The 15298-nt window shown below is 38.2% G+C and carries 13 protein-coding genes and 1 pseudogene; 7 read left to right on the plus strand and 7 right to left on the minus strand.

What is annotated here, in order from left to right; translation table 11 throughout:
• Positions 1-75: 75 nt before the first annotated feature.
• Positions 76-1158 carry a response regulator gene (locus tag QI031_RS22135; protein WP_281481776.1) on the minus strand — a complete coding sequence of 361 codons (1083 nt, stop codon included), beginning with the start codon at positions 1156-1158 and terminating at the stop codon, positions 76-78.
• 1249 nt (positions 1159-2407) lie between these two features.
• Entirely contained in the window at positions 2408-3658 is a 1251-nt protein-coding gene (locus QI031_RS22140; RefSeq protein ID WP_281481777.1) for a bifunctional sterol desaturase/short chain dehydrogenase, read from the minus strand.
• A gap of 469 nt (positions 3659-4127) precedes the next feature.
• On the opposite strand from QI031_RS22140, the gene QI031_RS22145 reads away from it, so the two are divergent.
• Positions 4128-4493 carry a hypothetical protein gene (locus QI031_RS22145; protein ID WP_281481778.1) on the plus strand — a complete coding sequence of 122 codons (366 nt, stop codon included), beginning with the start codon at positions 4128-4130 and terminating at the stop codon, positions 4491-4493.
• Positions 4494-4781: 288 nt separating this feature from the next.
• On the opposite strand, the gene QI031_RS22150 is transcribed toward QI031_RS22145, so the two are convergent.
• A complete protein-coding gene (locus QI031_RS22150) occupies positions 4782-5528 on the minus strand; it encodes a creatininase family protein (RefSeq protein ID WP_281481779.1) in 747 nt (248 codons plus the stop codon).
• A 120-nt stretch (positions 5529-5648) separates the two neighbouring features.
• Here QI031_RS22150 and QI031_RS22155 point away from each other — a divergent pair, with 120 nt between their 5' ends.
• A complete protein-coding gene (locus QI031_RS22155; RefSeq protein ID WP_281481780.1) occupies positions 5649-5810 on the plus strand; it encodes a hypothetical protein in 162 nt (53 codons plus the stop codon).
• A gap of 287 nt (positions 5811-6097) precedes the next feature.
• Here the strand turns inward: QI031_RS22155 and QI031_RS22160 are convergent, their stop codons facing one another.
• Both QI031_RS22160 and QI031_RS22165 read right to left on the minus strand, forming a co-directional pair.
• On the minus strand, positions 6098-6370 hold the full coding sequence (locus tag QI031_RS22160; protein ID WP_281481781.1) for a cupin domain-containing protein: 273 nt from the start codon (positions 6368-6370) through the stop codon (positions 6098-6100).
• Between the two features lie 21 nt (positions 6371-6391).
• Positions 6392-6751, minus strand: coding sequence for a Mo-dependent nitrogenase C-terminal domain-containing protein (locus tag QI031_RS22165; RefSeq protein ID WP_281481782.1), 360 nt, complete (start codon positions 6749-6751; stop codon positions 6392-6394).
• A 1584-nt stretch (positions 6752-8335) separates the two neighbouring features.
• On the opposite strand from QI031_RS22165, the gene QI031_RS22170 reads away from it, so the two are divergent.
• Positions 8336-9529, plus strand: a complete 1194-nt coding sequence (locus tag QI031_RS22170; RefSeq protein WP_281481783.1) for an MFS transporter — start codon at positions 8336-8338, stop codon at positions 9527-9529.
• A gap of 10 nt (positions 9530-9539) precedes the next feature.
• Here the strand turns inward: QI031_RS22170 and bcp are convergent, their stop codons facing one another.
• The gene (bcp, locus tag QI031_RS22175; protein ID WP_281481784.1) at positions 9540-10061 is read right to left on the minus strand and encodes a thioredoxin-dependent thiol peroxidase; all 522 of its coding nucleotides are present in this window, start codon (positions 10059-10061) and stop codon (positions 9540-9542) included.
• 102 nt (positions 10062-10163) lie between these two features.
• Between bcp and QI031_RS22180 the strand changes: the two genes are divergently transcribed.
• The 4 genes from QI031_RS22180 (at position 10164) to QI031_RS22195 (ending at position 14278) form a co-directional block, all read left to right on the plus strand.
• Positions 10164-11006 (plus strand): FAD-binding domain-containing protein, encoded by an 843-nt coding sequence (locus QI031_RS22180; protein ID WP_281486098.1) that lies wholly within the window; start codon positions 10164-10166, stop codon positions 11004-11006.
• Positions 11003-11419 carry a hypothetical protein gene (locus QI031_RS22185; RefSeq protein ID WP_281481785.1) on the plus strand — a complete coding sequence of 139 codons (417 nt, stop codon included), beginning with the start codon at positions 11003-11005 and terminating at the stop codon, positions 11417-11419. Before QI031_RS22180 ends, QI031_RS22185 begins: the two co-directional genes overlap by 4 nt.
• 96 nt (positions 11420-11515) lie before the next feature.
• Entirely contained in the window at positions 11516-12226 is a 711-nt protein-coding gene (locus QI031_RS22190) for a Uma2 family endonuclease (protein ID WP_281481786.1), read from the plus strand.
• A 372-nt stretch (positions 12227-12598) separates the two neighbouring features.
• A complete protein-coding gene (locus tag QI031_RS22195; protein ID WP_281481787.1) occupies positions 12599-14278 on the plus strand; it encodes a hypothetical protein in 1680 nt (559 codons plus the stop codon).
• Positions 14279-14282: 4 nt separating this feature from the next.
• Here QI031_RS22195 and QI031_RS22200 read toward each other — a convergent pair.
• A pseudogene (locus QI031_RS22200) lies at positions 14283-15174 on the minus strand (DUF4351 domain-containing protein).
• Positions 15175-15298 lie beyond the last annotated feature (124 nt).

Consider the following 15298-nt stretch of genomic DNA (forward strand, 5'->3'; position numbering starts at 1 on the left):
CAGGAGAAGCAAGATGAATAACAACTGACCACTGACAACTAACCACTGACCAATTCTTTCTGCTATATAATTCAACTACACAATGTGCTGAAAGACTGTTTTCAGTAAATCTCCTTGTGTAAAAGGCTTTTTCAAGTAACCTGAAGCTCCGACAAGCTTAGCTCTGGCTCTATCTATCAGCCGGATTTTTCCTGTAACCATAATCACAGGCGTATTTTTAAAATGTGAATGTTTACGTAACAAAGAGCATAATTCATACCCATTTAAATTAGGCATATCTACATTTAATAAAATCATGTCTGGTTTGGTACGGAGAATTTCCATCAACGCTTTTAGGGAATCCGTAACTCCGATAAAGGTAAATATTTGCTCATCTAAAAAGTTTTTAATGACATTTAATATAGCGGGACTGTCATCAATACAGAATATAGTATAAGTTTTTTTATTAATAGAAGTTGCAGAAGTTTGCTGGTAGCCACTATCAACAGCAGAATTTTGTTGAGACAAAAATCTTTGAGAAGATTCTGTTCTAGACGCTGGTGCTTCAGGCTTGGGTTGAGTTCGTGGCTGAGTTGGGCGTAATAACTGCGATCGCTGACTTAATTCCAGTGACGAATAGACATTTTCTGTATGTAGAGAAGGCTTTTGACACTGTTCGACTAATAAGCGCAGATTCAGATGACAGAACTTTGGCATATCATCCAAAAAGCTTTCTGGAATAAACTCATAGCTCCCTTCTTCTAAGCCCAAAAACGATTCCAAAACTTCTAGTGCTAATTGCTCTATCAGAATGGCGGCTTGAGAAGGACTAATATATTTCTGAGTCACTAGCCAGCAAATGGCCAGATAATCAGGGTTTGGTATTGCTTGATTTTCAATCCCAGTTTCAAATATCGCCTGCAACTGCTCGTGAATCCCGCGAGGAAGAGTAGAAATTTGCTGACTCAGTTTTTGCAAGTTCCGATAAAGCGGCTCAAACATCTTCTCTGAGTAGCAGGCATAAATTAGCTTACCCTCGTCTACATAGATTGACCAAGAACCTGAAGTGCTAAATACTTGCAAACAGCCAGTAACAGACCTACCAGTGATTTTTTTTAACAGTGATAAGGGCTGGAGTTTTTGGAAAAATCTATATCTACTAATGGGTAGTGTCTTCATTGGGTGGGACGGATTTCAAGATAAAATTAATATTTGCATTCAAAATTTGCGAATATCCTTTGCGGTATTCACTACGAAATTTTATGAGTTACTGTTCAGATAAATAATAGCTGTCACATTTGAGTTGGTACAGAGATTCTTCACCCCTAAGTCCTAATTTCCCAATATCTGCTAAGCTATTGTTCATCAAATTACACTTTGCCCTGGTAGACCCTGTGATGTTCTTGCCAAATGGCAAAATAACTTTTGACTTTTGACTTTTGCAAAGCGGTTGACCCAACTGATTGTCAGGAAATAGTATTGCAAAAATCAATTTGATTTTCTGTATCCTTTGCTAATCTGGATAATTTAACAGTAACTCAAGTATTCTCAGCAGACTATTGGCTTTAGCCCATCAGTAGCAAAAATACTTCTGACATACGTATTTCGCATTACGAGATAACAGCCAATAAGCGTTTATTAAGTAGGCTTTACATACATTTTTTTAGATTAGCTTCAGCTAAAGTAAAATGTATCCCTTGAACTAAGTATTAATTGAATTTAACGTTTTACAGCAATTTTCCAAAATCAAGCAACAGATGCAAACCCAAAAACCAAGGTAAAATTTAATCTTCTTAACTACGAATACGTAAAGCCTGCGGCACAGTTGCGCTTAGAGCGAGTCTGCGTACCCCTATGAGGAAACAAGCTACTTGTAACGTCTGCACCAGAGCGTCATTACGAATTACGAATTATGTTTCTAGCTCAATGGTAGATGGTAAGTAATTTATTCACTTACATTCAAACTACTATCAGTTGTAATCAAAGCCGGAAAAAGTATGTGAAATTCGTAACAATTAAGTAAAGGAAATATAAAAGCTAATTAATATAATTGTTGATTAATTTGATTTGTTTAAATATCCGGTGACGAGCAAAAGGTACAGGAGATATCAATACGGTTCGTTTAAAAGACTTGTGTGTACACCGTAGCCTTTTTAAGGGGAGCCAGCGCCGTGGCGGGTTTCCCGACTTGAGTGAAGTGGCGTTTAAACGAATTGAAACCAACATCTATAAGGCTTTGAGGTGTTGAATTGAGGGACGAAACCCAACCAACATCTGTAGCGATCATTCTTTAAATTGGTATGAGAAACCTGGAAGGAATTTTTAGGACTTATTGTTTTTGTCCAGTTTTGGAGATATGGGAGTTCATACATCAACTTACTTTCGTAAATTAGGGAAGATATTGATAAAAGAGGATTATACAAAAAATCTATTGACTTTTAGCTGTTTTGCTAAAAATTCGGTAATATAGCCAACTACTAGTTTCCTTTAAAGGAAATAACAAATACGTGAGAGGATTGATCGTTACAATAATATTCCGGTAGTCTCTTTTTGCCAAAAACAAGATGCCATAAGCTACTTGCTGTGCTGACATCACTCCATAGGGATTTAGTGGACTCTTAAACGGACCAAGAATTAACTTGCGAATTATACAATCTCCATCCAATCGCTTGAGAGTCACAATATTCCCTAATGTCCGTTTGCTAAGTTCGTACAGCGGACTGAGAGCTGGCGACACTTCAGCCTCAGAAGTATTTACCCAGATTTCTTTAGTTGCCTTTGCTTGTGGGCCAGTTACTGTAGCCAAAAATATATCTATTAACCGTAATGCAGAAAAAGCATTCACTTCATAAGAAGAAGTAATTGCTTGGGGTGTGCGGTCATCGTAAACATTTACTCCGTGGTTAACAATTAAAATATCAACTTTCTCTAAACTATCCCTCAGTTCAGCTTCATGACCCAACTGCCAGGGAACTACTTTCAACTGAGTGTGCGTTGCTAATTTTTCCGGATTAGTGGTCAAAGCAACCACTTTAACATTGTGCTTGAGGAGTTCAGCCGTTAACGCTTGCCCTAGAGCGCCTGATGCTCCAGTTAAAGCCACGGTTTTACCTTTAAGAGAAAGTCCTGTACCAAGTATTTTATCCACAAAGGGAAAAACACCACTGTAGTAAGCATTGACATCATCAAAATGATGCCGCCAATGGTAAGACCGATTCACCCACCAAACGGATGGAATTGTCTTTAAAGGGCCTGGTAGATGGTTGTAGTCTGTATCAATTTTCCCTTGAAAATATCGCAGAGATGCACCCACTAAAAAAGCGCAAGCATAGGCTACTCCCAGCCATAGACCCATTTTGGGAACAACTAAAGCAATTATCGTTAAAACTATTACTAAGAGAATTGACTCTAAAATATCGTGGTACAGCTGAGACTCTTGGTAAGCTTTAAGGGAAACCACTGATAAATCTCGGCGATACGCCGCATGATGCTTGTTATGCCATGTAGCCAACCAACTAACTTGATGACACAAAACATGATAGCTATCTCTTAATATTTCAGCCAGCAATAGAGAGATGAACGCCCAAATCGCAAACTGTAAGCAGGTATTGACCAACACCCAATCGATTTGTAACCTAGCCTCAATACCAGTCAAACTTTGAGCTAACGTTTTCATCATAATTTTTCTGCACACCACTTTTGTTAATCAATACTTCCCGACGACTAGGACTCACTTATGCGGATTTTCAATCGTGGGCAGTCGGCTCATCTATGGGTATTAAACTAGACTCGACCTAGGCTACAGCCTACTCCCAGGTAGATTGGATCTTTTTTAGATTCTCTTTATGAATCAATTCTAAATAATAGCTTATTATCTTTTATCCAATTTGAAGAAAGCAGGAAACAGAAGATTTTGTACAGAACAGGATTCCGACCCCTACTCTATAAGAGCTACTGAACTTAGATACACTAAAAAAGTACAATGACAGTATAATAAACAGTTATTCCACATTTTTTAGCTACATAGATTTTCAGTCGAGTGAGGTACAACACTATGTCTGAAAAGCTTACATGGTAAAGTTTGTGATGTACTTCATCCATGTCGAAACCTCTGTATTAGTTTTTCAATTTTTTTGGAGGAGAAGAAAATGAAGAAGTTCACCTGTTTCATGATTGTCGGAGTAGTATTGTCAATTAGCGCACCGGCTTTTGCTGAAAGTCGTGCGGTTAATATCAGTATTGGTAGTATTGGTGGTTCCTTGGATAATGCTGCTCTGCGAACAATTCGCAAGGTTATCGGGTTTGCAGTTGGTACTGGCACTGTTGATAAATTCATTGTATATAGTCCCAGAGTCGGATCTCCCATTCCCATTGAAGGAGGTTTATCTGCTTGTGCTGAAGCTGGCTTTGGTACAAGCAATAGAAAATTTAATGCTTTTATCCAAGAGTTACGTTCAATTAATCCCAAACCAGGGACTTTCTACAATATAGAACTTATCGCAAGCTGCAAATAGAGATAAGAATATCGTTTGTGGCGCTTTGTACCTCACCAAAGAGGCGGAGGGGCAGGGGGCAGGGAGCAGGGGGAGCAAGCCCTGCCACAAAGACGTGAAGCACAAAGCGGAACATGGGTATGTTCGCGTAGCGTGTCGCAGACAAGCCCCGCTCGAATTTAGGCAAAGTAAAAACTCCGTCCCAGCCTTTCCCCCTCGCTCCCTGCTCCCCTGCTTCTTTTTACCTCAGCCTATCCATTATTGAGTTAAGAGACGCGAGAAAAATTACGTCTCTTAACTGTGCAGTAATTATTCTGCATTTAAAAATTCTAAATAGCCATTGCTGAGTTCTTTAACTGCTAAATCATAAAACTGCTTACCGTGTTCTGGGGTAGCTAAAGCCGGATTAGAACCCATGCGTCCATCTGGATAACGTTGGCGAAAGTTCGCAGCACCATAAATTTTGTGTCCACTTCCAACTTCTGCTGAGAGAGGTGCTTGCTTAATCGCCTCTGGATAAACATACTGGGTAAGAGCTACTTCACTTGGGGTAGCATGAGAACCTTCTTGATCCCCATATAATTCTTTCGCAAGCTTGTAGACAGAACTGCACATAAACCAGTTAGCTACTTGACATTTCACTTGTTGAGCATTGGCAATTTGCAAATCTTCTAAATGAGCATAAGTTTCTGAGAACGCAGCTTTAAGGGTAGCGATGTTACCGCCGTGTCCGTTGATGAAGTAGAACTTAGTAAAACCAATTTTTGCTAGACAAGTTACATAGTCTCGCACTAGCGCAATCAAAGTGCTGGGACGCAGGCTGATTGTACCGGGAAAGGCTGTATGATGCAGTGCCATACCAACATTGATTGTAGGGCCGACGATCGCACCAGTTGCTTCACCCACACCAGCTGCGATCGCTTCTGCACAAATAGCATCAGTGCCAATCAAGCCTGTGGGGCCATGTTGTTCTGTAGAACCAATAGGAAGAATAATCCCCTGCGACTGCTTTATGTAGGCTTCAACTTCCTGCCAGGTCATTAAATGTAGTAACATTTTTAATCAGTATCCTCATCATAATGGTAGTAAGTGGAAACATTTGTCTGCTAGAAAGCATCTGATGTTTCTAACTATCCACTAACACGATTATGAACCTCCTGGCTCATGAGTGGAGGAATGACCAGAAGAGGCAGGGAGCAGGTGAGCCAGCGCGGTAAGGCAGCGCGGTCTTGGGGGTTTCCCCCAAAAGCGACTGCCGCACCCCTTGTGGGTCATGGGGAGGCAGTCCGCCCTTGCGGTTCCCAAGGCACTCCGTTGGGCGGGTTCCCCGACTTGTAGGAAGTGCCGCCGACTTGTAGGAACTGCCGTGGTTTTCATGCCACTTGCTTCAACGGGGGGAACCCCCGCAACGCAGTGGCTCCCCAGGAGCGACTGGCGTTGGACTGGCGAATCCGAAGGAGAGCAGAGGGAAAGATTTTAAATAACCCTGCCAAAAGGGATACCAACACTGCAACTTTAGTCTATGACGCTTGTTGCGAATCTCCTTATAATCAAGGTGCAGATTAAATTTTGAGATCTTTGCGTTCAACAGCACAAAGACGCGGGAAATAACTCTTAATTCTTGACTAATCGAAGCGATAATGCTTTTTTAGATCGCTTTTCACTTCCCATATACAAGACATTCCAGCGGGAAAAGTAACTAGATCTCCTTTACCCATTTGCACTGGTTGCCCATCATGAGGCGTAACAACCACATCACCTGCCAAAAAGTAACAAATTTCTTGACTATCATAAGTCCAGGGAAATTTGGATACTTCTTTTTGCCAAATTGCCCATTTGAACACACCCAACTGGTTGAGACGTTCTTGACTGGGTTGATGCTCAATTTTAATTTCCATGCCGTGTTTTTCGGTTGACGCTCAGCAGTAAGATTGGATATCTTCTCCACACTGATCTACTAAATAACACAAAGCGCGAAAACGCAAGCCTACAAACTGCTCATATAATGGATTGAGCTTACACATGGGCGGAATATGAGCTATTTTGCGGCCAAATAATATTAGATCGCGTTCAAAGGGACATTGAGCAGGAATGAATTTAGCAATAAAGTGAGCAAATTTACGATTTTGAACTTCCAATTCGTCTAGCCAATTACGCAAAGGTTGCAATATATCAGATTGAGGTTGAGCCAATTGATTTTGACTAGCTGCTTGATGGCTTACCCCGAATGACTTAATAAAAGCAGGAATAATAATATGTTGACGTTTTGTCTTGAGCATGGTTGTAAGTAAGGTTTCCCTTGTTGATAAACTACTTGTTGTGGATTCTGATGATTCCTATGCAATCTATCCCAATCATTTGTATGCTTGCTATGAACGTAATTAGGGCAAGCACGAAGTTAGTAATTGGCATAAGATTTGCGCGTAATATAGTTGAACTAATTGTTATTTAAACTCAGCAAATGCTGAATAACTGTCCCGTTAAATACAAAATAACAAAGAAATTATAAAATTGGTATTTCTTTAACTTATTGATTACTAATATACAAAATAACGATCCCCTATCTAACAGGCTAATTTTTAGTATCAACAGCACACAGTACATTAAGCTTGGTATTTTGGCGCAAAATTACGGACTCACCCTTGCAACAGCTAGATTTCAATGAGATCAGCCAGTGGAGGAAAATGTATTTTAATATATTAAAAAATTATATATTTTACATAAACAGCCGTAATATTACTGGATAAACAATACAAAATTATTTGATAAGTACAAACTAATATAATTATGGCTAATTTATGCTTTGGTTATGCTTGTAACTCATAAGAATTTGAGTAATGCTTATTGTACCTTACTATGAAGTAAATGTACTTGATAAACACAAGAGATTTTGAAAATATATCAGAAAGACTAAAACAAAAAATAAAGGATTATGCTCAAAATTAGGTGATTTAATCTGCAAAATGAATGATTATGACAGCAATTGTTGAGACGACTAATTAATTAAACATAAATCATATCGGAAATAGTATTTTTATTAGTTTCAAAATGAAATCAAATATACTCTTAGCAGTAGTTGAAAAATTTTCTCAATCATGCTTGAATGTGCTTCATATAAAGGCGATCGCAAATAATATCAGGATTTACGCAAAGATTACGACTTTACGTCATTATCAGTAAAACGTAGACGTGTTAGCGGCTTCTCTAAGAGTAGTAATCGCAAAGGCTGATTATTTTTCGTCACTAGTACGTAAGTCCTATTACTAAGAAAAGGTATCAGGTTTAACACTTAGCAACGTCTAATTAATAAAAGAGCTAATAACTAAATAACACTCAGATAGCTATCTATAAAGAAATGATAAGAAATAATTATATCATTTATACCAAAGAGCTTACTAGCATTGGAATTGACATTGATTATACTAAATAGCTCTTTTGAGAATGTTATGTACTTAACTATCAGTATCGTAAAGTTAATACCTAAGTCATAACCTTAATTTGACCGTAGCGTTAGTTTTTTAGAAACTGGATTAAAACATCTGTATTATGGATGTTTTGGATGTTAAATGCATAATAATGTTTATTTTTGCTGGAAATCAATTATTTTTACTACGCGATACAAGTATAAAAAGTATATATATTTATTCAGATGAGAGAAATATTCACTATTTTGTAACAATATAATTTTGACAACGTTTTTCGTAGTTTATTACTACTATTTACTGGGATTATCGCTATCAACATGTTTTACTTTGCACAAAGTATTTTATCTTAAGCTTAAAATTATGCAATTTTTAATGCGATTTTGCTAATGCGATTTGTCATACAATCGCATAACCTATTAAGGAAAGTAAGGCAAGATTATGGTTAACTCTTTCAATACCCGCCCTGAGATTTTATGGCGACAAGTTTGGGGATTAGCCGCTTTACTAGCAGCGATTATCTTCAGTTGGATGGTGTATGGATTTTATCAGCCCAAAATTTTACAACGACTAGAATTTGTCGAACTGGCAAGTTGGCTAGGAATAATACAGGGTTTACTTACAGCAGTGATGGAACCTTTGATTGGCAGAATTTCCGATCATATCCAGCAGCGCTTGGGTAGCCGTTTGCCAATGATTAGTGTCGGGGTAGTATTGGCAAGTTTAATTTTTGTCACTGTTTCGCTGTTAGCAAAACAGAATTTTCCAGTAGGTACACGTTGGATAGTACCAGTGTTAATGACTGCTTGGGTGATAGCCATGAGCAGCTTTCGTAGTCCAGCGATCGCACTTTTAACGCAATTTGCACCTGTAGCCGAATTACCCCAAGCTAATGCCATTCTGGTGTTCGTATTTGGATTAGTAGCAGCTATTGCTTCAATGGGAAATACCTTACTTTATAGTATGGGTGCATCAATTACTTTTCTTTTAGGAGCGATCACTTTAGTCTTAGGAGCATATATTTTGCGGTTATTTACTCCTAGACATGCTTTTGATCCCCATATCTTAAATCCAGTTATGTCTGCGGAAGCTCCTAAATTGCTGTTGATTTTAATTTTTGTAATTGGTTTAGCGACAGGAATTGAAGTTAATCTATTAATATCGATATTTCCTCAAGAATTGCAAACTCAGCTGCCTGGACTCCAGGTAGATTTTATTGTTTCGGAAATACTTTTAGTGTCAGCGATCGCTTCAGTACCTTTGGGAGAATTGACAGCAGAATTAGGTGCTAATAAATCTATATTGATTGGTTTAGGCTCAATGACAGGTTTGATGGGATTAACATTATTGAATGATAATAATATCCTAGCAATAGGATTAATACTTGCTTTTGGTGTCAGCGTTAGCTTAGTTTTTATTAGTATGATTTCTTTAGTATTAACTAAAATACCTTCTATTCAGGCAGGCTTAGGTACAGGATTATATTTTGGTGGTACTGCTGGAGGAACTGCGATCATATCTTTGTTGATGAAACAAATAGGAATCACATCAATAGGTGCATTTTTATTAGCTGAGTTGGCTTTTTTAGTAGTGACTGTGTGTATTCTGCTGAGTAAGAAAATATCTATTGCTTAGGTTAATTAAACTAGAGGCTCAGATCCCCGACTTCTTTGAGAAGTCGGGGATCTTGTTGTTCACAAAGTTCTCGCAATTTAGTTAAAACTTGTTGGGCATGTCCTTTTGTTTTCACATTTGGCCAAGCATAAGCAATAATTTTCTCAGGTGAAATCAGAAAAGTTGAGCGCGCTACACCCATATATTCTTTTCCCATAAATTTCTTTAAGCGCCAAGCACCATAGTTTTCTATGAGATGATGTTCTAAATCACTTAAAAGAGTAATTGACAAGTTATGTTTGTCGATAAATTTACAATGGGCTTTCCCGGAATCTGGACTTACGCCTAGGATTACTGCGTTTAGGGTACTGAAGTCTTGATACAGTTGCGTGAAATCTTTAGCTTCCGTAGTGCAGCCGGAGGTGTCATCTTTGGGGTAAAAATAGAGGATGACCCATTTACCGCTAAAATCATCCAGAGTAACTGAATTATCATTTTGGTCAGGAGTAGAAAAATCAGGCGCTGGTTGTCCAACTTCAGGAATATTGCTCATAATGGGAACTTGAGAGATTGCGTTAGCGAAGCTTAACGAAGTTATCGCCTAATAATTACTGTCCCATATTTCTATTCGTAATAAATGTCCAACTCCAAAAACATGCTACGTGAATTTACTAATCGTGAGCAGTTATTAACCTACCTCCGTGAGGAATTTACCACAGCCGCAGAACGTGATGTTTACATCAGCAAAGTTGTTGGTGGGCGTAAAGCTGCTGAACAAGCACTGCAAAAAGTGAATGCAGCAGAATATAGTAAAACTCGTAATTTTTTAACAGGTGCAGTTACGAGACTGTCGCCCTACATTCGTTATGGTGTTTTGAGTCTGCGAGAAGTTCGAGATTATGTACTTAAACAGGTAAACAATCTTGAAGATGGCACTAAATTAATTAACGAATTAGCTTGGCGCGACTATTGGCAGCGTTTATATGCCAAGCTAGGCAAAGATATCTGGCAAGATCAAGAAGAATACAAAACTGGCTACACTTGTCAAGACTACACACCAGATTTACCCACAGATATCAAAGAAGGCATTACAGGGCGAGTGTGCATCGACAACTTCAGCCATGACTTACGCGCAACTGGTTACTTGCATAACCATATCCGCATGTGGTTAGCAGCTTACATTGTCCATTGGCGGCGCATCCGCTGGCAAACAGGAGCTAAGTGGTTTTTGGAACATCTTTTAGATGGTGATCCTGCCAGTAATAATATGTCATGGCAGTGGGTAGCCAGCACCTTTAGTCATAAACCGTATTTTTTTAACCGCGAGAACTTAGAACGGTATACTAAAGGCGTTTATTGCCAAAAATGCCCCCTTTACGGTCATTGTGATTTTGAAGGCAGTTATGAAGAATTATCACAGCGACTTTTTCCCCAAGGTGAATTTACTAAAAAACCCAATAGTCAAAGTTGGCAACGTGGCAAAAAAGGTAAAAAATGAATCAACCAATAGTTTGGGTACATGGAGACTGCCTTAGTCCCTACAACCCTGCATTACAAGAATACCCCGATGCCCCAGCAATCTGGGTTTGGGATGAAGCTTTGATAGAAGAGTGGCAACTGAGTCTTAAACGCATCACGTTTATTTATGAATGCTTACTAGAGTTACCTGTTATCATTCGCCGTGGTAATGTGGCGCAAGAAGTTATAGCTTTTGCCCAAGAACATCACGCGGATTTAGTGGCAACAGCAGCAAGTCCTAGTCCGAGGTTTGATGATATCTGCAATGAAATTGAGGGTTCTTTACAGTTGGAAGTGTTGGAGGTGGAGCCGTTTTTTGAGTATGACGGCTATATTGATCTTAAACGGTTCTCTCGCTATTGGAAGGTGGCACAGAAGTGTGTTTTTGAGTAGTAATTGATTGCACATAACTATAAATCATTAAGATTATGATAATAATTACATTTGTACATTTACCTGCAACCGTTGATCTCTAGCCCCAATAAAGTCATGTCAGTTGCCCAAGAATTAGAACCTGTACAAGATATAATATTTCCGCCAGGAGATATAGAAAGTCACGAACCACCATTGGAAAGCGATTTACATCTACGCCAAATTATTCTGTTATTACAATGCTTAGAATTGTGGCGGCAAAACCGTAATGACTTTTATGCGGCGGGAAATTTGACAATTTACTATAGCCAACGTCAACTTAAATCAGAAGAATTTCGCGGTCCAGACTTTTTTGTCGTGCTAAGATGCGATCGTAAACCGCGCAAAAGTTGGGTGATTTGGCAAGAAGATGGTAAATATCCAAATATAATTGTCGAGTTACTTTCGCCTTCTACAAAAGCCACAGACAAAGGCTTAAAAAAACAAATCTACCAAGATATCTTCCGCACACCAGAGTATTTTTGGTTTGATCCGGATAATTTGGAATTTGTGGGGTTTCATTTAGTAGACGGGAATTACCAACCAATAGAACCGAATCCTCAAGGTTGGTTATGGAGTCAGCAGTTAGATTTATATTTGGGTGTGCAGGACAATCAACTACGTTATTTTACAGCACAAGGACAGTTAGTGCCGACACCACAGGAATTAGCAGAACAGGAAACGCAGCGTGCAGAACAAGAAAAGCAACTTGCAGAACAAGAAAAGCAACGTGCAGAGCGCCTAGCCGCTAAATTGCGAGAATTAAATATTGACCCTGATAATCTATAACGACAATTCGCAATTTGCAATTTGTGCAGAAAATCTTTATTTGATTGAGCAGATTAAGTTTTTCTGAGATTTGCACCAATATTGCAGTTCCTGCCACAGAATCACGAGCAGTCCAACATTTAACCTCGCTGCTTTGATAACTTAACACATATAGCGCTTCTCGGTTGCAGAAAAAAAAGAGGCTAGGAACTAGAGGCTAGGGGCTAGAGTGGTGTATTTCATTCATCAGAAAACCGCTATAATCCTTAACCTAAAAGTATTGAATCTCATCCGACGATGTTTGGGGTTAGTTTGCTCACTGTGGTCTATTCATCTGAAAAACGCTGTAAATATAATTAAGTAAATTTCTGTAGTTATTTGTTATTTTATTCAGTGCATAGATTTTTAACTGCTTTTATTTACGAAACATCTACTGAACACAAGCAAGAATTTTCTAGACAAACTTTATTTTGGTTAATTATAAGCTTAGTATTTGCAGTATTTTATGGCATCTTAGGATTACAAAAAGCTTTTAGAGGTGAGTACGTTGTTCAAGATGATGCACGAGAGTATGTATTTTGGATGCAACGGTTTATTAATCCAGAATTATTTCCCCATGATTTAATTGCAGATTACTTTAAATCAATCACGCCATTAGGATTTGCTGCTATTTACAAAATGATGGCGAGTTTAGGTGTTACTCCTTTGTTATTGAGTAAAATATTGCCTATTTGTTTAGGATTAATTACCAGCATTTATTGTTTTCGGCTGTGTCTGGAAATTTTTCCAGTACCACTTGCGGGATTTATTAGTACTTTGTTACTGAATCAAAGTCTTTGGTTCAAAAGTGACTTGGTTTCTGCGACACCTAAGGCTTTTGTTTATTCATTATTGTTAGCATTTCTATACTATCTATTGCGTAAATCTTGGTTAATAATCTGTTTCATAATTGTGCTAGAAGGTCTATTTTACCCTCCATTAATATTAATTTCGTTGGGAATTTTATTCATGCGATCGCGTGGTCATTATTTGTGGGTGTTAGCCATACTGGGACTAGCATTTATAGTCATGTTACCTTATGCGATCGCTTCTGTTGAATTTGGACCAGTTGTCACCGCTTCTCAAGCCTGGAAAATGCCAGAGTTTTGGCCAGGAGGACGGCATCCTTTTTTTGATCCTAATCCTTGGCAATTTTGGTTCATAGGGCAACATAGCGGCATCTTGCCACCGTTAATGCCTCCCTTAATTTGGTTGGGTTTATTATTACCATTAGTAGTTAAATATTCATCCCGGTTTCCGTTAATTAATCTAATTAAAACTCAAATTAAAATATTACCTCAAATCATCATAGTATCCTTAACTTTATTTTTTGCTGCCCATACTCTACTGCTCAAACTGTTTTTTCCTACCCGTTATACAATTCATACGCTGCGTATTGTTATGGCTATAGCCGCAGGTATTGCTTTAACTACTGTGTTAGATAGCTTTTTGCGTGTTTATCAGCAAAAACCTCAAATTTTGCAATTAATATTGACAGTAACTTTAGCTGTAATCCTGCTTTTTTATCCTAATTTTTCCGGACGCTTCCCTACAACCGATTACAGGCAATCTGGAGAAGTATCTCTTTATAAATTTCTCCTACAGCAACCCCAAGATATTCTAATTGCAACTCTTGCTGACGAAGCTGATAATATCCCGACTTTTGCTCAAAGGTCTATTTTAGTGGGTAGAGAATATGCCCTACCTTTTCATCTGGGCTATTATTCCCAGATTCGCCAACGCACCTCTGATTTGATTGATGCCCAGTATAGTCAAGATTTGGTAGCAGCAAAAAAACTAATTAAAAAGTATCAAATAAGTTTTTGGTTGGTAGAAAATACGGCCTTTCAACCTGAATATTTGACTAAAAAAACTTGGTTGCAAAGTTTTCAACCAGCTTTTAAAGAAGCTTTAAGCAGTTTAAAACAAGATAATACGCCAGCATTAGCAAAGTTAACGAAACACTGTTCAGTTTTAGAAACCGAGCAATTTACCGTGTTAAAAGCAGAATGTATTGTAAATTATCGTCAGTGACAAATTATTGGTTTAACCAAGCTTCTAAATCAGCAACATTAGAAAAATCTAATAATGCCTCTCCTAAATTTTCTAACTGTTCAATTGATAAGCCTTTAATTCGCTCAATTAATGAAGCGTCGATTTCACCAATACGGCGATTGAGTAGACGCAGTATTAAGTCTTGTTCTCCTTCTTGTCTTCCTTCTTCTTTAGCTTGTTCTCTATCTTTTTGATAAAGTGGTTTTAGTCGCAGAATTAACTCCTGATCATCTGCTGATAATTCTTGATTTACTCTCAAGTTTTCGCGCAAGTTATAAACTAATTCAAGAGTTGCTTTCTGGTATGGATAATCTAATGGTAACGCTTGCAACTCGATAATTGCTTGTGATTGTACGTTTCCCCTACCCAGAAGCCTCAACCATAATGTTTCTTTCCGGTGTTGGCGGTAGTTGGTGTATTGCCACAATTGCTGTTCGTAAGGCATCTGGGAGAAAATGTACTCCCGATAGCCAACCTGCTTTTTGGATAGTTCCAAAGCTAGACAATCGAGTTTCAGATATGGTAGGTGTAAGAATCCATAATTTGGGAATTTCTGAGTTTTGAAGTTTGGTTTTACTAGCTTTAGCTTCTCGTCGCAGAGAAGCTTTTATTTCTAGCAATTTTAAAATACAGTCGCAGATTTCATCGATAGAAACTGGATTGCGGTATGGTTCTATAATCGCAGGATGTTCAGCGAATCTTCCTAGCAAACCGAGTATTTGTAAATTAGAGTTTTGCTGTTTTGCTGGAGTGAATAAAACATCTATTTCTTTAATCTCTCCTGAAACTTTTTCTGATGCTTTGACTTCTCCGTAATCTTTTAATAATTCTTCAAGATAGTCTTTGGCAAATTGATCATGTATAAACCTAGTCATTCAATTTTAAGATTGCAGAAGTTCTGGGTTCATGCAAAGTCTCATTATATAGCAGTCCTGATTCATTCGTGAGAAAATAAATCCCCGACTTGTCAAAGAAATCAGGGATTTGGAAACCTTGAAT

The sequence above is a fragment of the Halotia branconii CENA392 genome, from assembly GCF_029953635.1.
In the GTDB taxonomy this organism is placed as follows: Bacteria; Cyanobacteriota; Cyanobacteriia; order Cyanobacteriales; family Nostocaceae; genus Halotia; species Halotia branconii.